Genomic DNA, 18,131 nt, shown 5'->3' with positions numbered 1-18,131 from the left:
GTATGGATGACGATATCAAAAATCTGTTTCAAAAGTTTGGCCAACCTGCGACTGGTTACAGGGAAATTAATCGCGACGTAGACAGCGAGCAGGCCAGACAACGTTGGCCTTTGTTACGCGATGTACGTGTGCATGCTGCTACATTTGCGGATGAAGATACAGGTGATACGCCTGAATTTAGTTTATCTTCTTTGTCGCAGCAGCCTCAGAATATACCTGCATATCCGAAAGAGACTAGGTTGGATGCGCGCGCACTCCCTGTGCAGAGCGAGCCTCAGTTTCGCTTTGAAAAAGTGGCGTCATTGGCTCAATCTGAGGTGTCGGCTGAAATCCAGGGCCGTCAAGCTCAGGCTCGGGTTTCACCGAGTCCAGGTGTGCAGCCCTTTTTCACGGCATCTCCCGTTGCTGCTGAGCTTGCTCCTGGCGTGGAACAAAACAGGCAGCGTTCGGTCAGTGCCATTTTTGACCGGTTGGCGAAAAGCCCTGAGCAAAGCAAAAGTAAAGATACGCCCAATCTGTCCTTTTTCCAAAAAATATTCAAGTCATGAGAGTTGTTGCTGTTATTTCTCCTAAAGGTGGCGTCGGAAAGACGACGGTGACTGCTAATCTGGCAGCCGCACTTTCACAATTAGGGGAAAGGATAACAGTACTGGATCTGGACCCACAAAATGCTCTGCGTTTGCATTTTGGTATGCCGTATGAAGAAAACGCAGGTATTGCCAGACCTGAGGCATGGTCGGGTGGCTGGCGCCCATGTTTGAATGTGAGCCGGTTTGGGGTTGATTTTCTTCCCTATGGCATCGTCAATGAGTCAGAACGTGAGCAGTTTGAACGTCAGCTTAAGTTTCAATCAGACTGGTTGTTTCAGCATTTGAACTCGCTAGGTTTAGCAGAAAATGCCGTAGTATTGATTGATACACCTCCTGGTCCCAGCATTTATTTACAGCAGGTATTGCAAGTTGCTCATGTTGGCCTGGTGGTTCTGAGGCCGGATGCAGCTTCCTATTCGACGGTGCCGTCGATAGAAGCCTTGCTTGAATTTTATACCGGTAAGCGTAAGGATTTTCTTGGCCATTGTTTCGTTCTGAATCAAATGGATGCATCTAAGCAGTTATGTCGTGATGTCTACGGCATGTTACGTGCGCAATTGGGTGGACGGTTTGTGCCAGCCGCGATCCATCGCGATGAGGGGGTCCGGGAGGCGCTTGCCTGCCAGATGCCGGTTGCAGAATATGCACGATTCTGCTCTGCGACGCAGGATGTCCAGCATCTGGCGCAGTGGTTGCAAACTCACTTCGGGCTGATCGACTAATGCGTTCAATATTGAATTCCCGTTACATGTACGGCCGGCTCAACGAGTTTGGCCGTTCTATGGTGAACTGGCAGGGATGGGAGGCGAAAGGGCCGCGCATAGTAGCGCTGATATTTGCTGCTTTGCTTTATTGGACCGCAATCAGTGTGCCCATGGATCTGCCTTTGCAGACGCTGTTTTCTACGGTTGTTTTTCTGGCAGCGATGTATTTGCGCCGTTACACTGGTACCCTGATTTTGCTGATCATGGTGATGTTTTCGGTAAGTGCAACCAGTCGCTATATCTACTGGCGGATTGCCTATACCATCGACACTGAAAACCTGATCGATTTGTTTTTTGCATTGGTACTGATCATGGCGGAGGTTTATGCCTGGCTGGTCCTGTTGCTGGGCTATCTGCAAACGGCCTGGCCATTGAAGCGTAAGCCTGTGATACTTCCTGCAGATACTTCCAGCTGGCCTACTGTTGATTTGTTTATCCCCAGCTATAACGAAGACCTTAGCGTGGTCAAGCCGACGGTAATGGCTGCGATGGGAATAGACTGGCCCAAGGATAAACTCAACATTATTATTCTGGATGACGGTCGTCGTCCGGAATTTGCGGAGTTTGCTGCATCGATAGGCGTACAGTGCTTTACTCGTGCAGACAATAATCACGCTAAGGCGGGCAATATTAATGCGGCGCTCAAGCGCACAAATGGTGAGTTCGTCGCCATTTTTGATTGTGATCACATGCCAACGCGATCATTTTTGCAGTACACCATGGGCTGGTTTCTGGTCGATCCTAAGCTGGCTATGGTTCAGACCCCCCACCATTTTTTATCACCCGATCCATTCGAACGTAATCTGCAAACTTTCCGTAATGTTCCCAATGAGGGTGAGTTATTTTATGGCCTGATTCAGGATGGGAATGATCTTTGGAATGCCACTTTTTTCTGTGGATCCTGTGCGATTTTGCGACGCACCTGCCTGGAAGAGGTGGGCGGGATTGCTGTTGAAACCGTGACTGAGGATGCGCATACCGCGTTGAAAATGCAGCGTCTCGGTTACAACACAGCCTATCTGGCTTTACCTCAGGCAGCAGGCCTGGCAACTGAAAGTTTGTCTGCGCACGTAGGTCAGCGTATCCGCTGGGCGCGTGGCATGGCACAGATTTTCCGGGTCGATAATCCCTTACTTGGCAAAGGTTTGTCCTTCGGGCAGCGACTTTGTTACAGCAATGCGATGCTGCACTTCTTCTACGGGTTGCCACGCATGGTGTTTTTGCTGGCGCCTATCTCTTATCTGTTTTTCGAAGTCCACATCATCAAAGCATCAGCGCTGACGATTGCGGCTTATTCACTGCCCCATTTGTTGCATGCGAATCTGACTAACTCACGAATACAGGGGGCGCACCGGCATTCATTCTGGGCGGAAGTGTATGAAGCCACGCTGGCCTGGTATATTTTTCGACCTACGCTGGTCGCGCTGATCAATCCCAAACTTGGTAAATTCAACGTAACGGCCAAGGGTGGTTTGGTTGAAAAAGAACATTTTGACTGGGTTATCTCTAAACCCTATCTGGTCATGCTGGGCCTGAACGTATTGGGCTTTTTGATCGGTATTGGGCGTGCATTATGGTGGAATACCTACGAGCTGGACACGGTGATCCTGAATATGTTGTGGACGATTTATAACCTGGTGATTCTGGGGGCGACTCTGGCTGTGGCGACTGAAACCAAGCAAGTACGCCGTACCCATCGTGTTCGTGCCGTACTCAATGCTGGCTTGCGTTTGCCAACAGGGCACTCGCTGGTTTGTCAGACAGAAGATTTTTCCATGGGGGGAATGTCCTTTCGCGTACCCGACGGTTTTTTAATGGAGAAAGAAGCCAGTTTAATGGTCTCTCTGTATGGGACGAATGGCGAAGCGGTATTTCCGGCGAAAGTCATTTTTTCAAAAAAAGGTTTGCTCAGCGTACAGTTCCTCGAACTGGACATGAAGCAGCAGATGGAATTGATCAGTTGCACGATAGGCCGTGCTGATGTCTGGCTAAATTGGTCTAACGAACGCGATATGGATCACCCTCTGAATGGATTAAAAGAGATCGCCATGCATAGTGTCAGCGGGTTTATACGATTTGGTGCCAGCATCAGGCAATATTTGAGCAAAGATACAAGCGATATGGACACATCAACTATTAATGCAACGAATAATGAGAAGAGATCGAAAATGAAAATGCCTTGGAAACGTACCGCAAAATCAACGCTGGCCATTGCGATCGCTTTAGGCTTGTCTTTCTCCGTGGCTGAGGATGCTGCTGCCAAATCCAAGAAATCCAAAATGGCTGAAGCAGCAACTGAAGAAATAGAAAAACCAGCGACCGAACCAACCACACCGCAGGCCGCATCCGGACAAAAGGTGTACAACATCAGCCTCAAGCAAATGGGGCAAGACAGCGGCGTTGAATTGCGTGGCGTGGAGGGTGAGCGTTCTTTCCCATTTACTGTACGTAGTGACGAGGTTATCACTTCTGCCAAAGTCCGCTATGGGATCGCCTACTCACCGGCACTATTGCCCGATCTGTCCCACATTAAGGTATTGGTCAATAATGAACTGGTCAGCGTGGTTCCATTGCCGAAAGAGACCAGTAAGGGCATCGTGCGCGAGGATAATATCGATCCGCGTTATTTTGCTGATTTTAACCAGTTGAGTTTTAGACTGATTGGTCACTACACACGCGATTGTGAGGATCCGTTTCATTCCAGTTTATGGGCGCGCCTCAGTAACACCACTTATCTCGAACTGACGGTGAGTTCGATAGAACTGGCTAATGACCTGGCTTTGTTGCCTGCTCCTTTTTTCGACAGACGTGATTCTAAATTGCTGGAACTGCCCTTTGTGTTACCAGCATCCCCGTCACTCGATGTGCTGAAAAATGCAGGGACTGTTGCCTCCTGGTTTGGGCACCTTGCTTCTTACCGTGGCTCACGTTTTCCGATTGCTGCAAATGGCCTGCCCAAAGGGAATGCCATCGTATTTGCGACAGCCAAAGAAGCTCCTGCCGGGCTGCAACTGCCCGCAATCAACGGCCCTACACTGATGGTGGTGCCGAATCCGGTTAGTCCAAAAGCGAAACTATTGCTGGTCATGGGACGTGACTCAGCTGAATTGAAAACGGCGGTGCAGGCGTTGACGCTGGGGCAGATTGCGATGTCCGGCCCATCTGCTGTGATTAAAAATCTGAAAGAGCCCAATCCACGCCTGGCCTATGATGCGCCGAAATGGCTGCCTACCCATAGACCTGTGAAATTCGGAGAATTGGTGCCGAACGAGAGCCTGCAAGTCAGTGGATTAACGCCGGATTTGATACGTGTGAATATGCGGGTTGCTCCCGATTTGTTCACATGGCAAAAAGAGGGGGTGCCAATTGATTTACGCTACCGCTTTACACCGCGTCCGACTGTAGATAAATCCACACTCAATATCGGAATTAATGAAAATTTTGTTCGGGCGTTGTCTTTGTCCGGTGCGGAAATTGAGAAAGGTAAGATCAAAGAATCCGTAATGCTGTTCTTTAAAGACGGGCATCGTTTTGCGCAAGAGGAAGTACAGTTACCTATTTTTCGTATCGGTGCTGAAAATCAGTTGAAATTCCACTTCTTCTATGATTATCCAAAGCAGGGGGCATGTAAGGATGTGTATCTGGACAATGTGCGTTCCGCCATTGATCCGGATTCGACCATAGATTTTTCGCACATGCCGCATTATGCGACATTCCCAAATCTTGCCTATCTCGCCAACGCCGGCTTCCCTTATACACGATTTGCGGACTTGTCTGAAACCGCAATCATTATGCCGGATCGATCCACCATTCCAGAGATGGAAGTGTTTTTAAATCTGATGGGCCGTATGGGTGAGTCTACCGGGTATCCGGTCACTAACGCGACACTGATACGCGGAGCGGATGTCGATAAACACAGCAATAAAGAATTACTGGTGATTGCAACTGCGGGTAACCAGCCTTTGTTGAAGCAGTGGGCGAAATACATGCCATTTGCCATGGACGAAACAGGTAACCGTCTGCAATTACCGACCGGATTTTTACGCGTATTGGCACGCTGGACCGGTAAGGATCTGGATGATATCGAGCGCCGCTCTGGCGAAATGCTGGCAGCAACCGGAAATAACTTCGGAGCCCTGATGCAGTTTCAGTCACCTTTATCCGGCGGCAGGAATGTGATCGTCCTGACTGCCGGTGACGGACCAAGTTTGCTGGATTTGACCGAGGGATTAAATAAATCTGATATACGCAGTAAATATCAGGGTGACCTGGTGTTATTGAAGGGAGAACGTGTAGCGAGTTTCCTGATCGGTGACACGTATTATGCGGGTAACCTGCCGCTCTGGACCTGGATAAAATGGACCCTGTCCGGCCAGCCGGTATTGTTGATACTGTTCCTGATGCTGGCGTCTTTGATCGCGGCGACCTTGTTGTTCCGCTTTTTGAAGCGTAAAGCAGCGACACGTTTGCGTGATGTTGACGGCAGTGACGAATAATTAAGGCAAGACAGTAAAAACGACGCAGGCCATACTGTGCGACAGCGTAGTATGGCCTCAATGCCATATCAGGCAAGAATGATCAACGGATTAGGAATAGGGGAATGGCATGGTTTTGAATAAAAAAGCGGTGGTACTCGCGCTGTTTGCGATCCAGGGCTGCTACAGCTCCGCTTTTGCCAATTCTCCTTTGCATGAAAAACTGATAGAGACAGCTCAGTTCTGGGAACAGCGCGGCAAAGAAGATAATGCGATGGATGCCTGGCGCAAGTTGCTCAAAATTGATCCCGCCAGTCCTCACGCTTTAGTCGCAGTTGGTGCCTATGAAGCCAGGCATGGAAATGCGGATCAGGCTAAGCAGCATTTAAGCAAACTACGAGAAGTCAATGGGAGTGCAGCGCAGATACGTACGCTGGAGGAAGCGATAAAAATGGGTGCATCCGGTGCGCGCACCCAAATCGACGATGCACGCCGCCTGGCTAAGCAGGGTGATGCAGAGGCTGCGGTCGAGAGTTACCGCTTGTTGGGCGACCCTTCGAAGCTCAAGGGTGATGCGGCTTCTGAGTACTACCAAACCTTGGCGGGAACCTTAAAAGGCTATGCTGAAGCTAAGCGCGGATTAGAAAAACTGGCGAAAGAACAGCCTGGAAATACCCGCTATGCACTGGCTTATGCGCAGGTACTGACCTACCGTGAGGCGACCCGAACTGAGGGCATGACACAGCTGGAACAACTGACTGCAAAACCTGAGGTCGCAAAACCAGCACGAGAATCCTGGCGCCAGGCGTTAAGCTGGATGGGCTTAAAGACCAGCAATGCGCGTTACTTCCGCCATTATCTCGACAAATATCCTGACGATAAAACCATACAGGATAAGCTCGATAACATGGGCCGTCAGGCCAAAGCAGAAGTGCGTGAAGAGCGGCGTCCGGCTAAGCCAAGAATAGAAAACCCCGTCATCAAGGGGCAGACCATAGGCTTCAAAGCACTGGACGACAATGATGTAGCGACCGCAGAAAAAGAATTCCAGACTATCCTGAAGTCGCATCCCAAAGACCCGGTTGGCTACGGCGGCATGGGGCTGGTCAAGATGCGTCAGGAAGAGTTTATTGAGTCCAGAAAATATCTGCTAAAAGCAATGCAGTTGTCTTCAGCTAAAGGAAAATTAAACTGGAAAAAAGCCTATGATGGCGCGCATTATTGGGCCAGCATAGAGGAAGCGCGTAACGCTTTCGAAGATGGCGACAGTAAAAAAGGGATAGCCCTGTTACGGCAGGCAATCGCGCTCGACAACAAAGAGCCATCCGGTATTTTGCAGCTGGCAGATGCCTTGCAGGCTGAAAACGACATGGCAGGCGCGGAAGAGAATTTCAAGCGGGTCTTTAACGAAGATAAGACCAATATGCGCGCGCTCGATGGTCTGGTTGGTCTCTATTCTTTGCAAAAACGCGTGAAGGACATGGAGGCACTGAGTCCGTATATGCTGCCGCGTCAGCTCGCGATTTTGGCGAATTCTAAAGCCGAAGAGTTGTCAGAAAAAGCGAAGAAAGCAGAGGCTGCAGGTGATTTTGCGACAGCGCAAAGTGCACTGGAAGACGCGATCCTGATCAAGCCCGAAGATGCCTGGCTGCGCATGAGCCTGGCTAAGCTGTATCAGAAACGCAATATGCCCGGACAGGCACGTGCGTTGCTGGATGCGCTAACTAATGTAGAAAAGCCTGATCCGGAAGCCCTGTACGTGAGTGCCTTGCTGAGTGAAATGCAGGGACTGTGGTGGGAAGGCATGATGACGCTGGAGCGTGTGCCAGCCAATTCACGCAAGACAGAAATGTTCACCTTGCAGAAGCGGCTGTGGCTGAAGGTACAGCTGGATCGTATCGATATCCTGAATAAAAAAGGCAGAACGACTGAGGTGAAGGAAATTCTGGCTGCTGTCGACAGTACGGCCGCTAACGATCCCGAATTTGTCGGCACGGTCGCTTCACTGTATATCAAGCTGGGTGACCGCGAACGTGGTTTTTCCATGATACGGCAGCTGGTGCAAAACACGAAACAACCGACGGCAGGTTTATTACTACAGTATGCCAGCACCCTGATGCAGTCCAATCAGGAAGCGGAGCTGGAAGCCGTCATGCGTAAAGTCGCCGCCATGCCTAAACTGAGCGAGGACGAAATCCTGTCCTTCCGTCAGTTGCAAAAAGCACTTGCCATGCGCTATTCCGAACGCGCGCGCGAGGCAGGTGATTTTGCCAGTGCATATACCTATATCCAGCCCATGCTGATAGAAACGCCGGATGACAATGTGCTGTTGCTGACACTGGCACGTATCTATTCATCGGCCGGCGATATGGATCAGGCCAAAGACTTGTACACCAAGGTCCTCGACACGGAACCAGATAATCCAGAGGTATTGCAGGGACTGGTGTTCGCCGCTATCAACATTAAAGACTTTAACGGCGCTGAACAACATCTGGACCGTCTGATGCATTTACAGCCGGATAATCCGCGTTACATTGCTCTGGCAGGTAATGTCGCAAGAGCGAAAGGACAAAACGGTAAGGCACTCGGCTATTTCAAAAAAGCGCTGGCGCTGGAGCAGGCGCAGCGTCCTTTGGCCGGCAAAGGGGCTGATGGCTTACGACTGGTAGAAACAGCCGCGCCCGCCAACGCTGTAAACGATTTCAAAGTCAATCCTTTTGCCGTTAAAGAGGGGCAGTCCCAGACCCAGACACCGGTAGCGAAGCCAGTACCAGGACCGGTATTGCGCGAAGTGCCGCAACTGGGACCTCAGCACGTCTTACCCGGGCTGAATCCCGGCGCTGCTGGCAGCATCAGCAAGCCTCAGGCGCCATCCGCGCCGATTAGCACCGCCCCAATCTCCAATGCGACCATTGCTCCGGCCAGTCCGCTGAATGCAGCCACCGCAGCGCCAACACCGGCACTGGCGCGTGTCTCTGCTCAGCCCGCTGCGCTCACTCCCGTCGTTAGCAGTGCGGGGAGTGTCGTAACATCCCAGACGAATGCGGTCGCACCCGTTAAGACCTATTATGCATCATCACCTTCCACCACATATGCCGCGAACGTGCAGGGACAGAACACGGTCAGTCAGTCGCAAACAGCGAATGCCAAGCGTAAAGCGACAAAAGACATGCAGGATGTGAGCCCGGAAGAAGCGGCATTGATACGTGAAATTGAATCGTTGAATGATTTAAACCGTTCTGAAGTCACTTTGGGCTTGTCTGCGCGTGCGCGTAGTGGTCAGAGTGGCTTGTCGCAATTAAAAGATGTGGAAATGCCGATAGAGGCAAAATTGTCCACTTTGGGTTACGGCCAGTTTGGATTGAAAATTATTCCGGTCGTGATTGATGCCGGCACGCTGCAGCTGAATGACACCAATGTCGCAGGGCAGTTTGCTAAGAATGCGATCCTGAATGAGCGTGCTAAGTTCTCAAATACTGCGTTTACTGCAGTCGCGCGGGAACAGGGTTTGTCCAGTGCCAGCAAAATAGAACAAGTGGCTAAAGGCGTGGCATTGAATCTCAGTTATGAGCTGGCAGAGGCCGGATTAAAACTGGATCTGGGCTCCAGCCCAATCAACTTCCCGATCCGGAATGTGGTCGGCGGTGTCAAATGGAGTACCGCTGTTGACGGCCTGAACCTGAGTCTGGAGTTGTCGCGCCGCTCGGTGACCGATAGTTATTTGTCGTATGCCGGTGCCAAAGACAGCCTGTTTGGTCTGAGCTGGGGTGGTGTAACGAAAAATGGTGCTCGCCTGGACCTGTCGTATGACATGGAAGACGGCGGGCTCTATGGTGGTTTGGGCGCATATAGCTTGCAAGGCACTCAGGTGGTGAAGAACACTGGCTTCGATTTCGGTGGCGGTGCTTACTGGCGTGTGTATAAAACCAAGGAGAATGTGGTGACTGCCGGTGTCGCTATGAATACCATGTTCTATAAAAAGAATTTGCGTTATTTCACCTATGGTCATGGCGGTTATTTCAGCCCGCAATCTTACCTCGCCGTGAATCTGCCAGTGGAGTGGAGCGGGCGTAATGGTCGCCTGGCTTATCAGCTTGGTGCAGCTATCGGTATCCAGCACTTCCGTGAGGACAGTAGCCAGGTTTATCCGTTGATTGCGGCCGATCAGGCTGGGCTGGAGTTGTTTGCGGCTGCCAATCCTTTACTGAATATCACCACCAGCTACGCAGGTCAAAGCCATACCGGTTTGCAGTACAAACTGGCGGGCGGTCTGGAATATCTGCTGACACCACGTTTTTCTGTGGGGGGGCGCTTCTCGGTGGATAATTCGGGGGATTTCACTGATGCTGCTGGCATCGTTTATTTGCGTTACACGTTTGAGCCCAGAAAGACACAGGTTACTTTTCCACCCGTAGTCCCGAAAACTTATTATCAGGGGAACTGAAATGTTAGTTCGTAGTGTCTTACTCAGCCTGTTGCTGAGCCTGAGCCCGGTGTTGTTTGCGGCTGATTTACAGACCGAAGGACGCCAGTTGTTGTCTCAGGGGGACGCCGCGGCCGCCAGTAAAAAGTTTGCTGAAGCGGCCAAGGTGAATCCGTTTGATGCGTCGGCGCTCAATAATCAGGCCGTCGCCTTGTCGGCGCAAGGCGATTATGAAAAAGCGCTAGGCTTGCTGGAGCGTGCAGTCAGGCTGGCGCCAGCGCGTGCCGACATTGCGACCAATCTGAACGAGATGCGTGCCTGGGTGACGCGTCATGCGCCGCAAATCAAGCTCAAGGAAGCGCCACCACCGATCATGAATGTGTATCCCGATACAGATATCCCGCCTGAGCCACCGGCCTTATGGAAAAAATGAAAAAACTGCGGGTTTTACGCTTGCCATTTGCTGAAATATGATGCAATATCAGTTCTCGGATTTATGCTGGCAAGTGGCAGATTGCGATGTCGCCCGCATAAATGCAGATAATTAACGGGTCAACACGCACATTAATTTTGTATGAAACGCGTCTACTTCTTTTTCTTTTTTTACTTTAGCTATTCCCAGCCTCAGGCGGTAGGAAGAAGGTAAGCACACGAAGAAAAAGAGCCCAACCAGAATTCTAAAAAACCGCCAGTGATGGCGGTTTTTTTTTACCTGCTGTTTGATCCGTGTTTGCGTATTGTGTACCCGACAGGGGTAGTCTGAATTGCAGTGGCCAGATCAGGCCCGATCAGACCGGTATGCAGAATGCGTTGATGGTAGCGGGTAAGCCCTAAGAATAAGTTGACGAATTAAACCATTGAAAATTTTCAGGAGAAACCATGCAACGTACTGACGACTTACGCATCCGCGAGATGAAAGAGCTGGTCCCGCCATCCCACCTGATCCGCGAATTTGCGTGTTCAGAAATCGCATCCGAAACAGCGGCCAATGCCCGCACCGCGCTGCACAGGATTTTGCACGGTCAGGACGACCGGCTGATGGTCGTAATCGGGCCTTGCTCTATCCACGATACCAAAGCAGCGATGGAGTATGCCCACAAACTGGCGGCGGAACGTCAGCGTTTTCTGGGTGAACTGGAAATTGTGATGCGCGTTTATTTTGAAAAGCCGCGCACCACAGTAGGCTGGAAGGGCTTGATTAACGACCCTTACATGGATAACAGCTTCCGCATTAACGACGGCTTGCGTCTGGCGCGCGAGCTGCTGTTGAATATTAATGAACTGGGTTTGCCAGCGGGTACAGAATACCTGGATGTGATCAGTCCTCAATATATTGCTGACCTGATCAGCTGGGGTGCAATTGGCGCCCGTACCACAGAATCCCAGGTACACCGTGAACTGGCGTCGGGTTTATCCTGCCCGGTCGGCTTTAAAAATGGTACCGATGGCAATGTCAAAATCGCAGTTGACGCGATCAAGGCTTCCTCGCAGCCGCATCACTTTTTATCGGTGACCAAAGGCGGCCACTCTGCCATCGTGTCGACCAATGGCAATGAAGATTGCCACATCATACTGCGTGGCGGTAAGACACCCAATTATGATGCCGCCAGTGTGGATGCTGCCTGTAAGGATATTGCCAATGCAGGGCTGGCATCGCGTCTGATGATTGATGCTTCGCACGCCAACAGCTCTAAAAACCCAGCGAATCAAATCCCGGTTTGCGCCGATATTGCAAGCCAGGTCGCAGCCGGTGATACCCGTATCGTGGGTGTCATGGTGGAGTCGCATCTGGTCGCGGGCCGTCAGGATCTGGTGCCGGGCAAGGAGATGGTCTATGGCCAGTCAGTGACGGATGGATGTATCGATTGGGAGTCCAGTGTGCAGGTGCTGGAAGGGCTGGCAGCAGCCGTTAAACAGCGTCGTTTATCGCATTCTGAATAAGCCGGATACGCCAACAGTGACAGCGATCGGCGTGGGCTGACTGCGCTGATCGCTAAAATTTCCATTTGAAAACTATGCGGATTTCGCTATTACGGGACTTTAATGGATACCTTGGCAGCCAGTCTTGGTATGGCCTATATCTGAATTGAAACACTTTCTTGTGCTGAATGCCGCATTTGGCTTGGCTAAGCGTTTATCTGTGAGTGTGGGTGTCAGAAGCGCTTAGTCAGCGTCATCTGTTCACCTTCACGTCGCATTTCCATGCGATTCAGGAAGGACATGCCGAGCAGCGGCATGCTGAGTCCGGCTTCGATGACAGAGGCATCAACCTGGAATAATTCGATATCGCCGATCTTGATGCTATCGAGTTTGATCAGATAGGTATTGACCACGCCGCCTGCGGTATTGGCGCGACCGGGGCGGCCAGCCTTGTAATTGATGCCTATACGCCGGGCTTCGCTGGCCGGCAGCGCGATCAGGCTGGCACCGGTATCCACCATCATGCTGAGTGCGACGCCATTGATGCTGGCTGGTGCCATGAAATGTCCATGGTCGCCCGCTTTCAGCACCACCTGGTTAGATGTTCCACCGCCTGTTTTGTAGTCGGTTTGTCCCAGCCGCAGTACTTGTCGTTTGCCGTTGGTGCTGATGGTGGCATTGTCGCCATCGACGGCGAGCAGACGCGTTTCGCCATTCAGCATGGCGCCCACTTCGTAGGTCTTGGGCGCAGCGCCATCAATGACCAGTATTGCCTTACCAGACAGGATAGCAACTACACCGATATTGGCTGCGGCCGCCAGACTGCTGCAGCATGTACTTACTAAAAATATGGCGAAAAGTGCTGGCAGTTTCATACTGGTGACCCTGAGGATGAAGGGGACTGCGCTGGAAGGACCGTTTTCGTGTGGTATCAGTCGCGGAAGTTATTAAAATCCAGCGGCAGATCTTTCATTTCTTTGCGCAACAAGGCCATAGCGGCTTGCAGGTCGTCGCGTTTGGCGCCCTGAATTCGCACCGCATCCCCCTGAATACTGGCCTGGACCTTCATCTTACTGTCTTTGATGATTTTGACGATTTTCTTGGCGTCATCAGACTCAATCCCATTTTTGACTTTGATGACTTGTTTCACTTTATCGCCGCCGATTTTTTCGACTTTACCCATGTCCAGGAAGCGCACATCCACTTTACGTTTGCCCATAGTCTGAGTGACTTCGATGAGGATTTGATCCAAATGGAATTCGGAGTCGCCGTAAATAATGACTTCGCGTTCTTTATCTTTCAGTTCAACTTTCGCGCTGGTGCCTTTCAGGTCAAAGCGGTTCGTGATCACCTTATTCGACTGGGTGATCGCATTTTTCACTTCTTCCATATTGGCTTCGGAGACGGTATCAAACGATGGCATAAAACTTTCCTGATGAATTGTAAACGTAGCGCATTTTATCAAATGTGCGACTGGCACAGAATCCAAACGTTATAATTTCGCCTTATGACAAATTTACCTATCCATCCGAACCCGCTGGTTGTATCCAATGAGTTCTCTTTGCGTCAGCACAATACCTTCGGTATCGCCGCGATTGCCAGCCATTTTGCTGAGGTCCACAGCTTGGCGGATTTGCAATCTGTTCGACAGCATCCGCAACTGATGTCTATGCCCAGGCTGATACTGGGTGGCGGCAGCAATCTGGTGCTGGCCGACCGTCTTGACCTGCTGGTTTTGCATATGTGTTTGAAAGGCAAGCAAATCGTTGGCAGCGATGCCGATACCGTGTATGTGCAGGCAGCAGCCGGTGAAAGCTGGCATGAGCTGGTGTTGTGGACCTTGGCACAAGGTATCGGCGGACTGGAAAATATGGCCCTGATACCGGGCACAGTTGGTGCGGCACCGGTGCAAAATATCGGTGCTTACGGACTCGAGCTCAAGGACGTGTTCCATCATCTGGACGCGTTTGACTGGGATAGCGGTGAGCTGGTCACGCTCGATAAGGCAGCCTGTCAATTTGCCTACCGCGACAGTATTTTCAAACAGGCATTCAAGGGACGCCTGACTATCCTGCAGGTCACACTGGCCTTGCCTCGGAGCTGGCAGCCGCGCCTGGGCTACGCCGATGTGCAGCGTTTTCTGGATCAGTCAGGTATCACCACACCGGCCGCGCAAGACATTTGCAATGCGGTGATCGCCATCCGCCAGTCCAAATTGCCGGATCCGGCTCAAATTGGAAATGCAGGCAGTTTTTTTAAGAATCCGGTCGTGAGTGCGGCACAACGCACAAGCTTACTGGCACAGTTTCCTGAGCTGGTCAGCTATGCACTGGACGATGGCCGCTACAAGCTGGCTGCGGGCTGGCTGATAGAAAAAGCTGGTTGGAAAGGCAGGCATTTGGGGCGTGCTGGCGTCTATGAAAAACAAGCGTTGGTGCTGGTCAATCGTGGCCAGGCAACGGGGGCAGATATTCGCGCACTGGCAACGGCGATAGAGCAGGATGTCAGGGCCTTATTTCAGGTCAGCCTCGAAGCAGAGCCCGTATTTGCAGGTACGCCACAAGGCATGTGAGCATGTGTTAAATCAGGTAGATGCATCATTCTGCATATACTGACATCGACTGACACGGAATAAGCTGTATCCATCTTTAACGTTTTCTTTGCCTATAATTTGTCTATAGAGAAAGTGTTCAGCGTATCATCTTAATTGTTTCCATGTGGAAATTTCGGGGCGCGAGCTAAACACGTCGTTCGTGACAATGTGTTGCAGATCAAGAGCTTGAATGCTGCATTTCTGTACGCTCAATCCGATGCAGAATTGCAATTGCTGCAAGCTGTGCTAAGGTATTGAGCGATCACCACAAGTGGTTTATTCCTGCTCTCCCGGTTTCTTTATTCTTACAATGACTGAACTCCATCAAAAGCAGATTACCTCACATGCGTGAAAAGAGAAAATTACGTCACAGTCTGGTTATCAGTATCGCGGACCTGCGTACCGGCATGTTTGTTGCGGAACTGGATCGCCCCTGGGAAAAAACGGATTTTCTGATACAGGGCTTTTTGCTGACCGAACTGATCGATTTACAAACGCTGCAAGGCATGGTGAATCAGCTCACCATCGATCCGAGTCGCAGCGACCCGGGCGCATTATTGCATTTGCCCTGGGACAGCTTTCATGAAGAAAATCCGGACATCGCTGCTGATCTGCATCCGGGCGACTCCACGCTGCGTGTGACGTATACAGCGCCACCTGAGACTGAGCAATCCGTGCTGGCGAAAGTCCAGCATGGCGTCCGACAATTGTTTGAAAAGCCAAGTGCATCGGCGTATCTGCAAGCGCGCCGTATGGCGCAGCAACCCAGAGCCAGTCAGCCTGAACCGTATTATTTGCGCTTCACTCATCAGGTAGTCGTGCAGAGCAGTGTGTCACATGCAGACCTCAGTTCTAAACTGGTGCCGCCTTCCACCCAGGTATTCAGCCATTTTATTGAAACCCTGTATCCGCGTGATGTGATTTACGCGCCGCTGAGCTGGGTGGAGCGTGCTCAGGAGTGGGTGATCGAATGGAATAAGGCCAAGCCCGTTGCCGATACCCGCAAACGCCAGCATTTCCGCAAACGTAAACAGCATCCTGAACATATACCCCAGACGCTGAATCTGGTGATTTATCAGGACCGGGCGCCGATGCAGGAAGAACTGGGCCACGCCAGTGTTGCGGTGGAGCGTACTCAGGAATTTTTGAGCCGTATGTCGGACGACATAAAAAACGGCAAAGAGCTGGAGGTGGAACAGGTCAAGCCCGCGGTCATGCTGCTGACTGAAAGTATCATCGCGAATCCCTCTGCCTTGATGTGGCTGATCCGTATGCAGTCTGAAGATACCGAGACCTATAACCACGGTATTAAAGTCGCCGTTTATCTGATGGTGCTCGGACGTCATCTTGGATTTGCACGTCCGCAGTTGAATGAGTTAGGCCTGATTGGCCTGTTACTGGACGTGGGCAAGCTGAGCCTGCCTGACGAGTTATTAAAAAAGCCGGGTAAGCTGGAAGACGACGAAAGTGAAATGATGCGTACCCATGTTGATTTCAGCCTGCGTAAATTGCAAAGCAATGGTCCGCTGTCGCACAATGTGTATCTGGGAATCAGTCAGCATCATGAGCGGCTTGACGGCAGCGGTTATCCGGCTGGACTCAAGGGGAATGAAATCAGTATCTTTGGGCGCATGGCAGCGATTGCGGACAGTTTCGCTGCCATGACCTCGCAGCGTTCTTATGATTCGACACGCTCTGCATTTGATGCGATGAAAGAGTTATTTCGCGAAGCGGATAGTCAATTGCATGCACCGCTGGTTGAAGACTTTGTGCAGGCAATCGGTATTTTTCCGATAGGGAGTCTGATTGAATTATCGACCGGTGAGGCCGCCATCGTGTTAGAGCACAATAAGTTACGTCGACTGGAACCTAAAATCCTGATCTTGACTGACCGCGACAAAAATCAGCTGGAACAGCCCTATGTCTTCAGTCTGATGCATCAGGATAAATCCGAAGGGCAGACCCAGATCCGCATCCTGCGTGGCTTACCGGACGGTGCCTATGGCATAGACAGCAGACGTTTTTATCAGGCGAAATCATCATGAATCTGACTAAAGCCGGCGCACGGCACCTGAGTTCCTGTGCTGAATTTTCTATCCAGCTGCAACAGGAAATTAGCGCGTGTGGCGCAGGCAATACCCTGGCGGTGCTGATACTGCAGCTGCAGCGCAGTGACCGCATTGCGGCCCTGATTTCCACCAGTTATGCTCAGGAAGTGCAGTCCCGGTTGTGGCAGCGCATACAGCCCGGTCTGCGGCCTCAGGATAGTGCCGTGTTTGTGGGTGACAATGAATGCTGGTTTATGTTACCTGGCCTGGCTGCGCAGGAATTGGCATTGCTGGCGGTACACCGCTTGCTTGGCGTATTGGATACCCCCCTGACGCTGGATAGTCACAGCATTCATTTTTATCCCAGCATAGGTGTCGCTCTTGCACCCATGGAGGGGATGAATGCAGCATCCATGTTACGCATGGCAGATCAGGCACAAAAAGGGGCCTTACTTGAACATCAACGCTATGCGCTGGCAGAACGGGATGTGAAAAACAGTCTGATGCCCGATAACCTGCCCAAGCTGATCGCCGATGTGATCGACGCAAATGAGTTGCGGGTGGTGTATCAGCCCAAAGTGGATATCCGTAGCAATCGCGTGGTATCGGTGGAGGCGCTGGTGCGCTGGCCGTCTGATCATCCACAGTTTGTGCCGGTTAACGTGTTGATCGATACGGTGGAGCGTTGCGGCCTGGTCGAAGCGTTGACGCTACAGGTACTCAGCGCCGTATTGCGCGAAACCTCAGGTTGGAAAATGGCTGGTCTGGATGTCACAGTCTGGGTCAATTTATCCGCCCGTTTGCTAAGTCAGCCCGATTTGCCACGCACTCTGGCGCACAAAATGGAGGTCTGGTTTGCTGAACCCGGCAGCATAGGGTTGGAAATTACTGAAAGTGCGCTGATACGTGATCTGGACAAGACAGTAGAAGTCCTGAGTGAACTGAAGCGACTGGGCTTCCCCCTCGCGATTGATGATTTTGGTACAGGTTATTCTTCATTTGCTTACCTGCGCCGCTTCCCGATTGATGAACTCAAAATCGACCGGGTATTTGTCGATAACATGACGGAATCACTGCAGGATAAGCAAATCGTACAGAGTATTATCGACCTCGCGCATAACTTTGGTTTGCCGGTAGTGGCAGAAGGGGTGGAGCGCCTGGAAACCCTGCAGGCGCTGATCGCGATGGAGTGCGAGCAGATTCAGGGCTATTACTTCGCCAAACCCATGCCCGCACAGGAGTTGCTGATCTGGTGTGCCGACTTTCACCGCAAGGCAGAGGCGTCGCCCGGCTGAATGCTGACTTCCTGAATTGTTGA

The 18,131-nt window shown here is 51.3% G+C and carries 11 protein-coding genes; 9 read left to right on the top strand and 2 right to left on the bottom strand.

All coding sequences use genetic code 11. The features are described 5' to 3' along the window. Nucleotides 1-2: 2 nt before the first annotated feature. The 6 genes from bcsP (at nt 3) to aroG (ending at nt 12,193) form a co-directional block, all read left to right on the top strand. On the top strand, nt 3-548 hold the full coding sequence (bcsP, locus tag H8K47_RS13955) for a cellulose biosynthesis protein BcsP (protein ID WP_186882020.1): 546 nt from the start codon (nt 3-5) through the stop codon (nt 546-548). Continuing rightward, nucleotides 545-1,312: a cellulose biosynthesis protein BcsQ gene (bcsQ, locus tag H8K47_RS13950; protein ID WP_186882019.1), complete on the top strand. Its 768-nt coding sequence runs from the start codon at nt 545-547 to the stop codon at nt 1,310-1,312. The genes bcsP and bcsQ overlap by 4 nt, the downstream gene beginning before the upstream one ends. Beyond that, a complete protein-coding gene (gene bcsA, locus H8K47_RS18645) occupies nt 1,312-5,850 on the top strand; it encodes a UDP-forming cellulose synthase catalytic subunit (protein WP_186882018.1) in 4,539 nt (1,512 codons plus the stop codon). Before bcsQ ends, bcsA begins: the two co-directional genes overlap by 1 nt. A 109-nt stretch (nt 5,851-5,959) precedes the next feature. Further along, on the top strand, nt 5,960-10,273 hold the full coding sequence (locus H8K47_RS13940) for a cellulose biosynthesis protein BcsC (RefSeq protein ID WP_186882017.1): 4,314 nt from the start codon (nt 5,960-5,962) through the stop codon (nt 10,271-10,273). Nucleotide 10,274: 1 nt separating this feature from the next. Next, entirely contained in the window at nt 10,275-10,685 is a 411-nt protein-coding gene (locus tag H8K47_RS13935) for a tetratricopeptide repeat protein (RefSeq protein ID WP_186882016.1), read from the top strand. A 446-nt stretch (nt 10,686-11,131) separates the two neighbouring features. Further along, complete coding sequence (aroG, locus tag H8K47_RS13930; RefSeq protein ID WP_186882015.1) at nt 11,132-12,193, top strand: 3-deoxy-7-phosphoheptulonate synthase AroG; 1,062 nt, start codon at nt 11,132-11,134, stop codon at nt 12,191-12,193. Between the two features lie 212 nt (nt 12,194-12,405). Here the strand turns inward: aroG and H8K47_RS13925 are convergent, their stop codons facing one another. Both H8K47_RS13925 and H8K47_RS13920 read right to left on the bottom strand, forming a co-directional pair. After that, the gene (locus tag H8K47_RS13925) at nt 12,406-13,047 is read right to left on the bottom strand and encodes a retropepsin-like aspartic protease family protein (protein WP_186882014.1); all 642 of its coding nucleotides are present in this window, start codon (nt 13,045-13,047) and stop codon (nt 12,406-12,408) included. 56 nt (nt 13,048-13,103) lie between these two features. Continuing rightward, nucleotides 13,104-13,595 (bottom strand): YajQ family cyclic di-GMP-binding protein, encoded by a 492-nt coding sequence (locus tag H8K47_RS13920; RefSeq protein ID WP_186882013.1) that lies wholly within the window; start codon nt 13,593-13,595, stop codon nt 13,104-13,106. Between the two features lie 84 nt (nt 13,596-13,679). On the opposite strand from H8K47_RS13920, the gene murB reads away from it, so the two are divergent. The 3 genes from murB to H8K47_RS13905 all read left to right on the top strand — a co-directional run bounded on the left by murB (nt 13,680) and on the right by H8K47_RS13905 (nt 18,108). After that, nucleotides 13,680-14,744: a UDP-N-acetylmuramate dehydrogenase gene (murB, locus tag H8K47_RS13915; protein WP_186882012.1), complete on the top strand. Its 1,065-nt coding sequence runs from the start codon at nt 13,680-13,682 to the stop codon at nt 14,742-14,744. A 365-nt stretch (nt 14,745-15,109) separates the two neighbouring features. Further along, on the top strand, nt 15,110-16,810 hold the full coding sequence (locus H8K47_RS13910) for an HD-GYP domain-containing protein (protein ID WP_186882011.1): 1,701 nt from the start codon (nt 15,110-15,112) through the stop codon (nt 16,808-16,810). Further along, entirely contained in the window at nt 16,807-18,108 is a 1,302-nt protein-coding gene (locus H8K47_RS13905; protein ID WP_186882010.1) for a putative bifunctional diguanylate cyclase/phosphodiesterase, read from the top strand. Before H8K47_RS13910 ends, H8K47_RS13905 begins: the two co-directional genes overlap by 4 nt. The last annotated feature ends 23 nt before the right edge of the window (nt 18,109-18,131 follow it).

The sequence above is a fragment of the Cognatundibacterium rugosum genome, assembly GCF_014284365.1.
GTDB lineage: Bacteria > Pseudomonadota > Gammaproteobacteria > Burkholderiales > Burkholderiaceae_D > Undibacterium > Undibacterium rugosum.
Note: the sequence above shows the minus strand (reverse complement) of the source record. Positions and strands in the feature narration are given on the sequence as shown.

Bases quoted from the DNA above. Each gene is read 5' to 3' on its own strand.
- bcsP (WP_186882020.1), top strand. From the start codon at position 3: ATGGATGACGATATCAAAAATCTGTTTCAAAAGTTTGGCCAACCTGCG.
- bcsQ (WP_186882019.1), top strand. From the start codon at position 545: ATGAGAGTTGTTGCTGTTATTTCTCCTAAAGGTGGCGTCGGAAAGACG.
- bcsA (WP_186882018.1), top strand. From the start codon at position 1,312: ATGCGTTCAATATTGAATTCCCGTTACATGTACGGCCGGCTCAACGAG.
- H8K47_RS13940 (WP_186882017.1), top strand. From the start codon at position 5,960: ATGGTTTTGAATAAAAAAGCGGTGGTACTCGCGCTGTTTGCGATCCAG.
- H8K47_RS13935 (WP_186882016.1), top strand. From the start codon at position 10,275: ATGTTAGTTCGTAGTGTCTTACTCAGCCTGTTGCTGAGCCTGAGCCCG.
- aroG (WP_186882015.1), top strand. From the start codon at position 11,132: ATGCAACGTACTGACGACTTACGCATCCGCGAGATGAAAGAGCTGGTC.
- H8K47_RS13925 (WP_186882014.1), bottom strand. From the start codon at position 13,047: ATGAAACTGCCAGCACTTTTCGCCATATTTTTAGTAAGTACATGCTGC.
- H8K47_RS13920 (WP_186882013.1), bottom strand. From the start codon at position 13,595: ATGCCATCGTTTGATACCGTCTCCGAAGCCAATATGGAAGAAGTGAAA.
- murB (WP_186882012.1), top strand. From the start codon at position 13,680: ATGACAAATTTACCTATCCATCCGAACCCGCTGGTTGTATCCAATGAG.
- H8K47_RS13910 (WP_186882011.1), top strand. From the start codon at position 15,110: ATGCGTGAAAAGAGAAAATTACGTCACAGTCTGGTTATCAGTATCGCG.
- H8K47_RS13905 (WP_186882010.1), top strand. From the start codon at position 16,807: ATGAATCTGACTAAAGCCGGCGCACGGCACCTGAGTTCCTGTGCTGAA.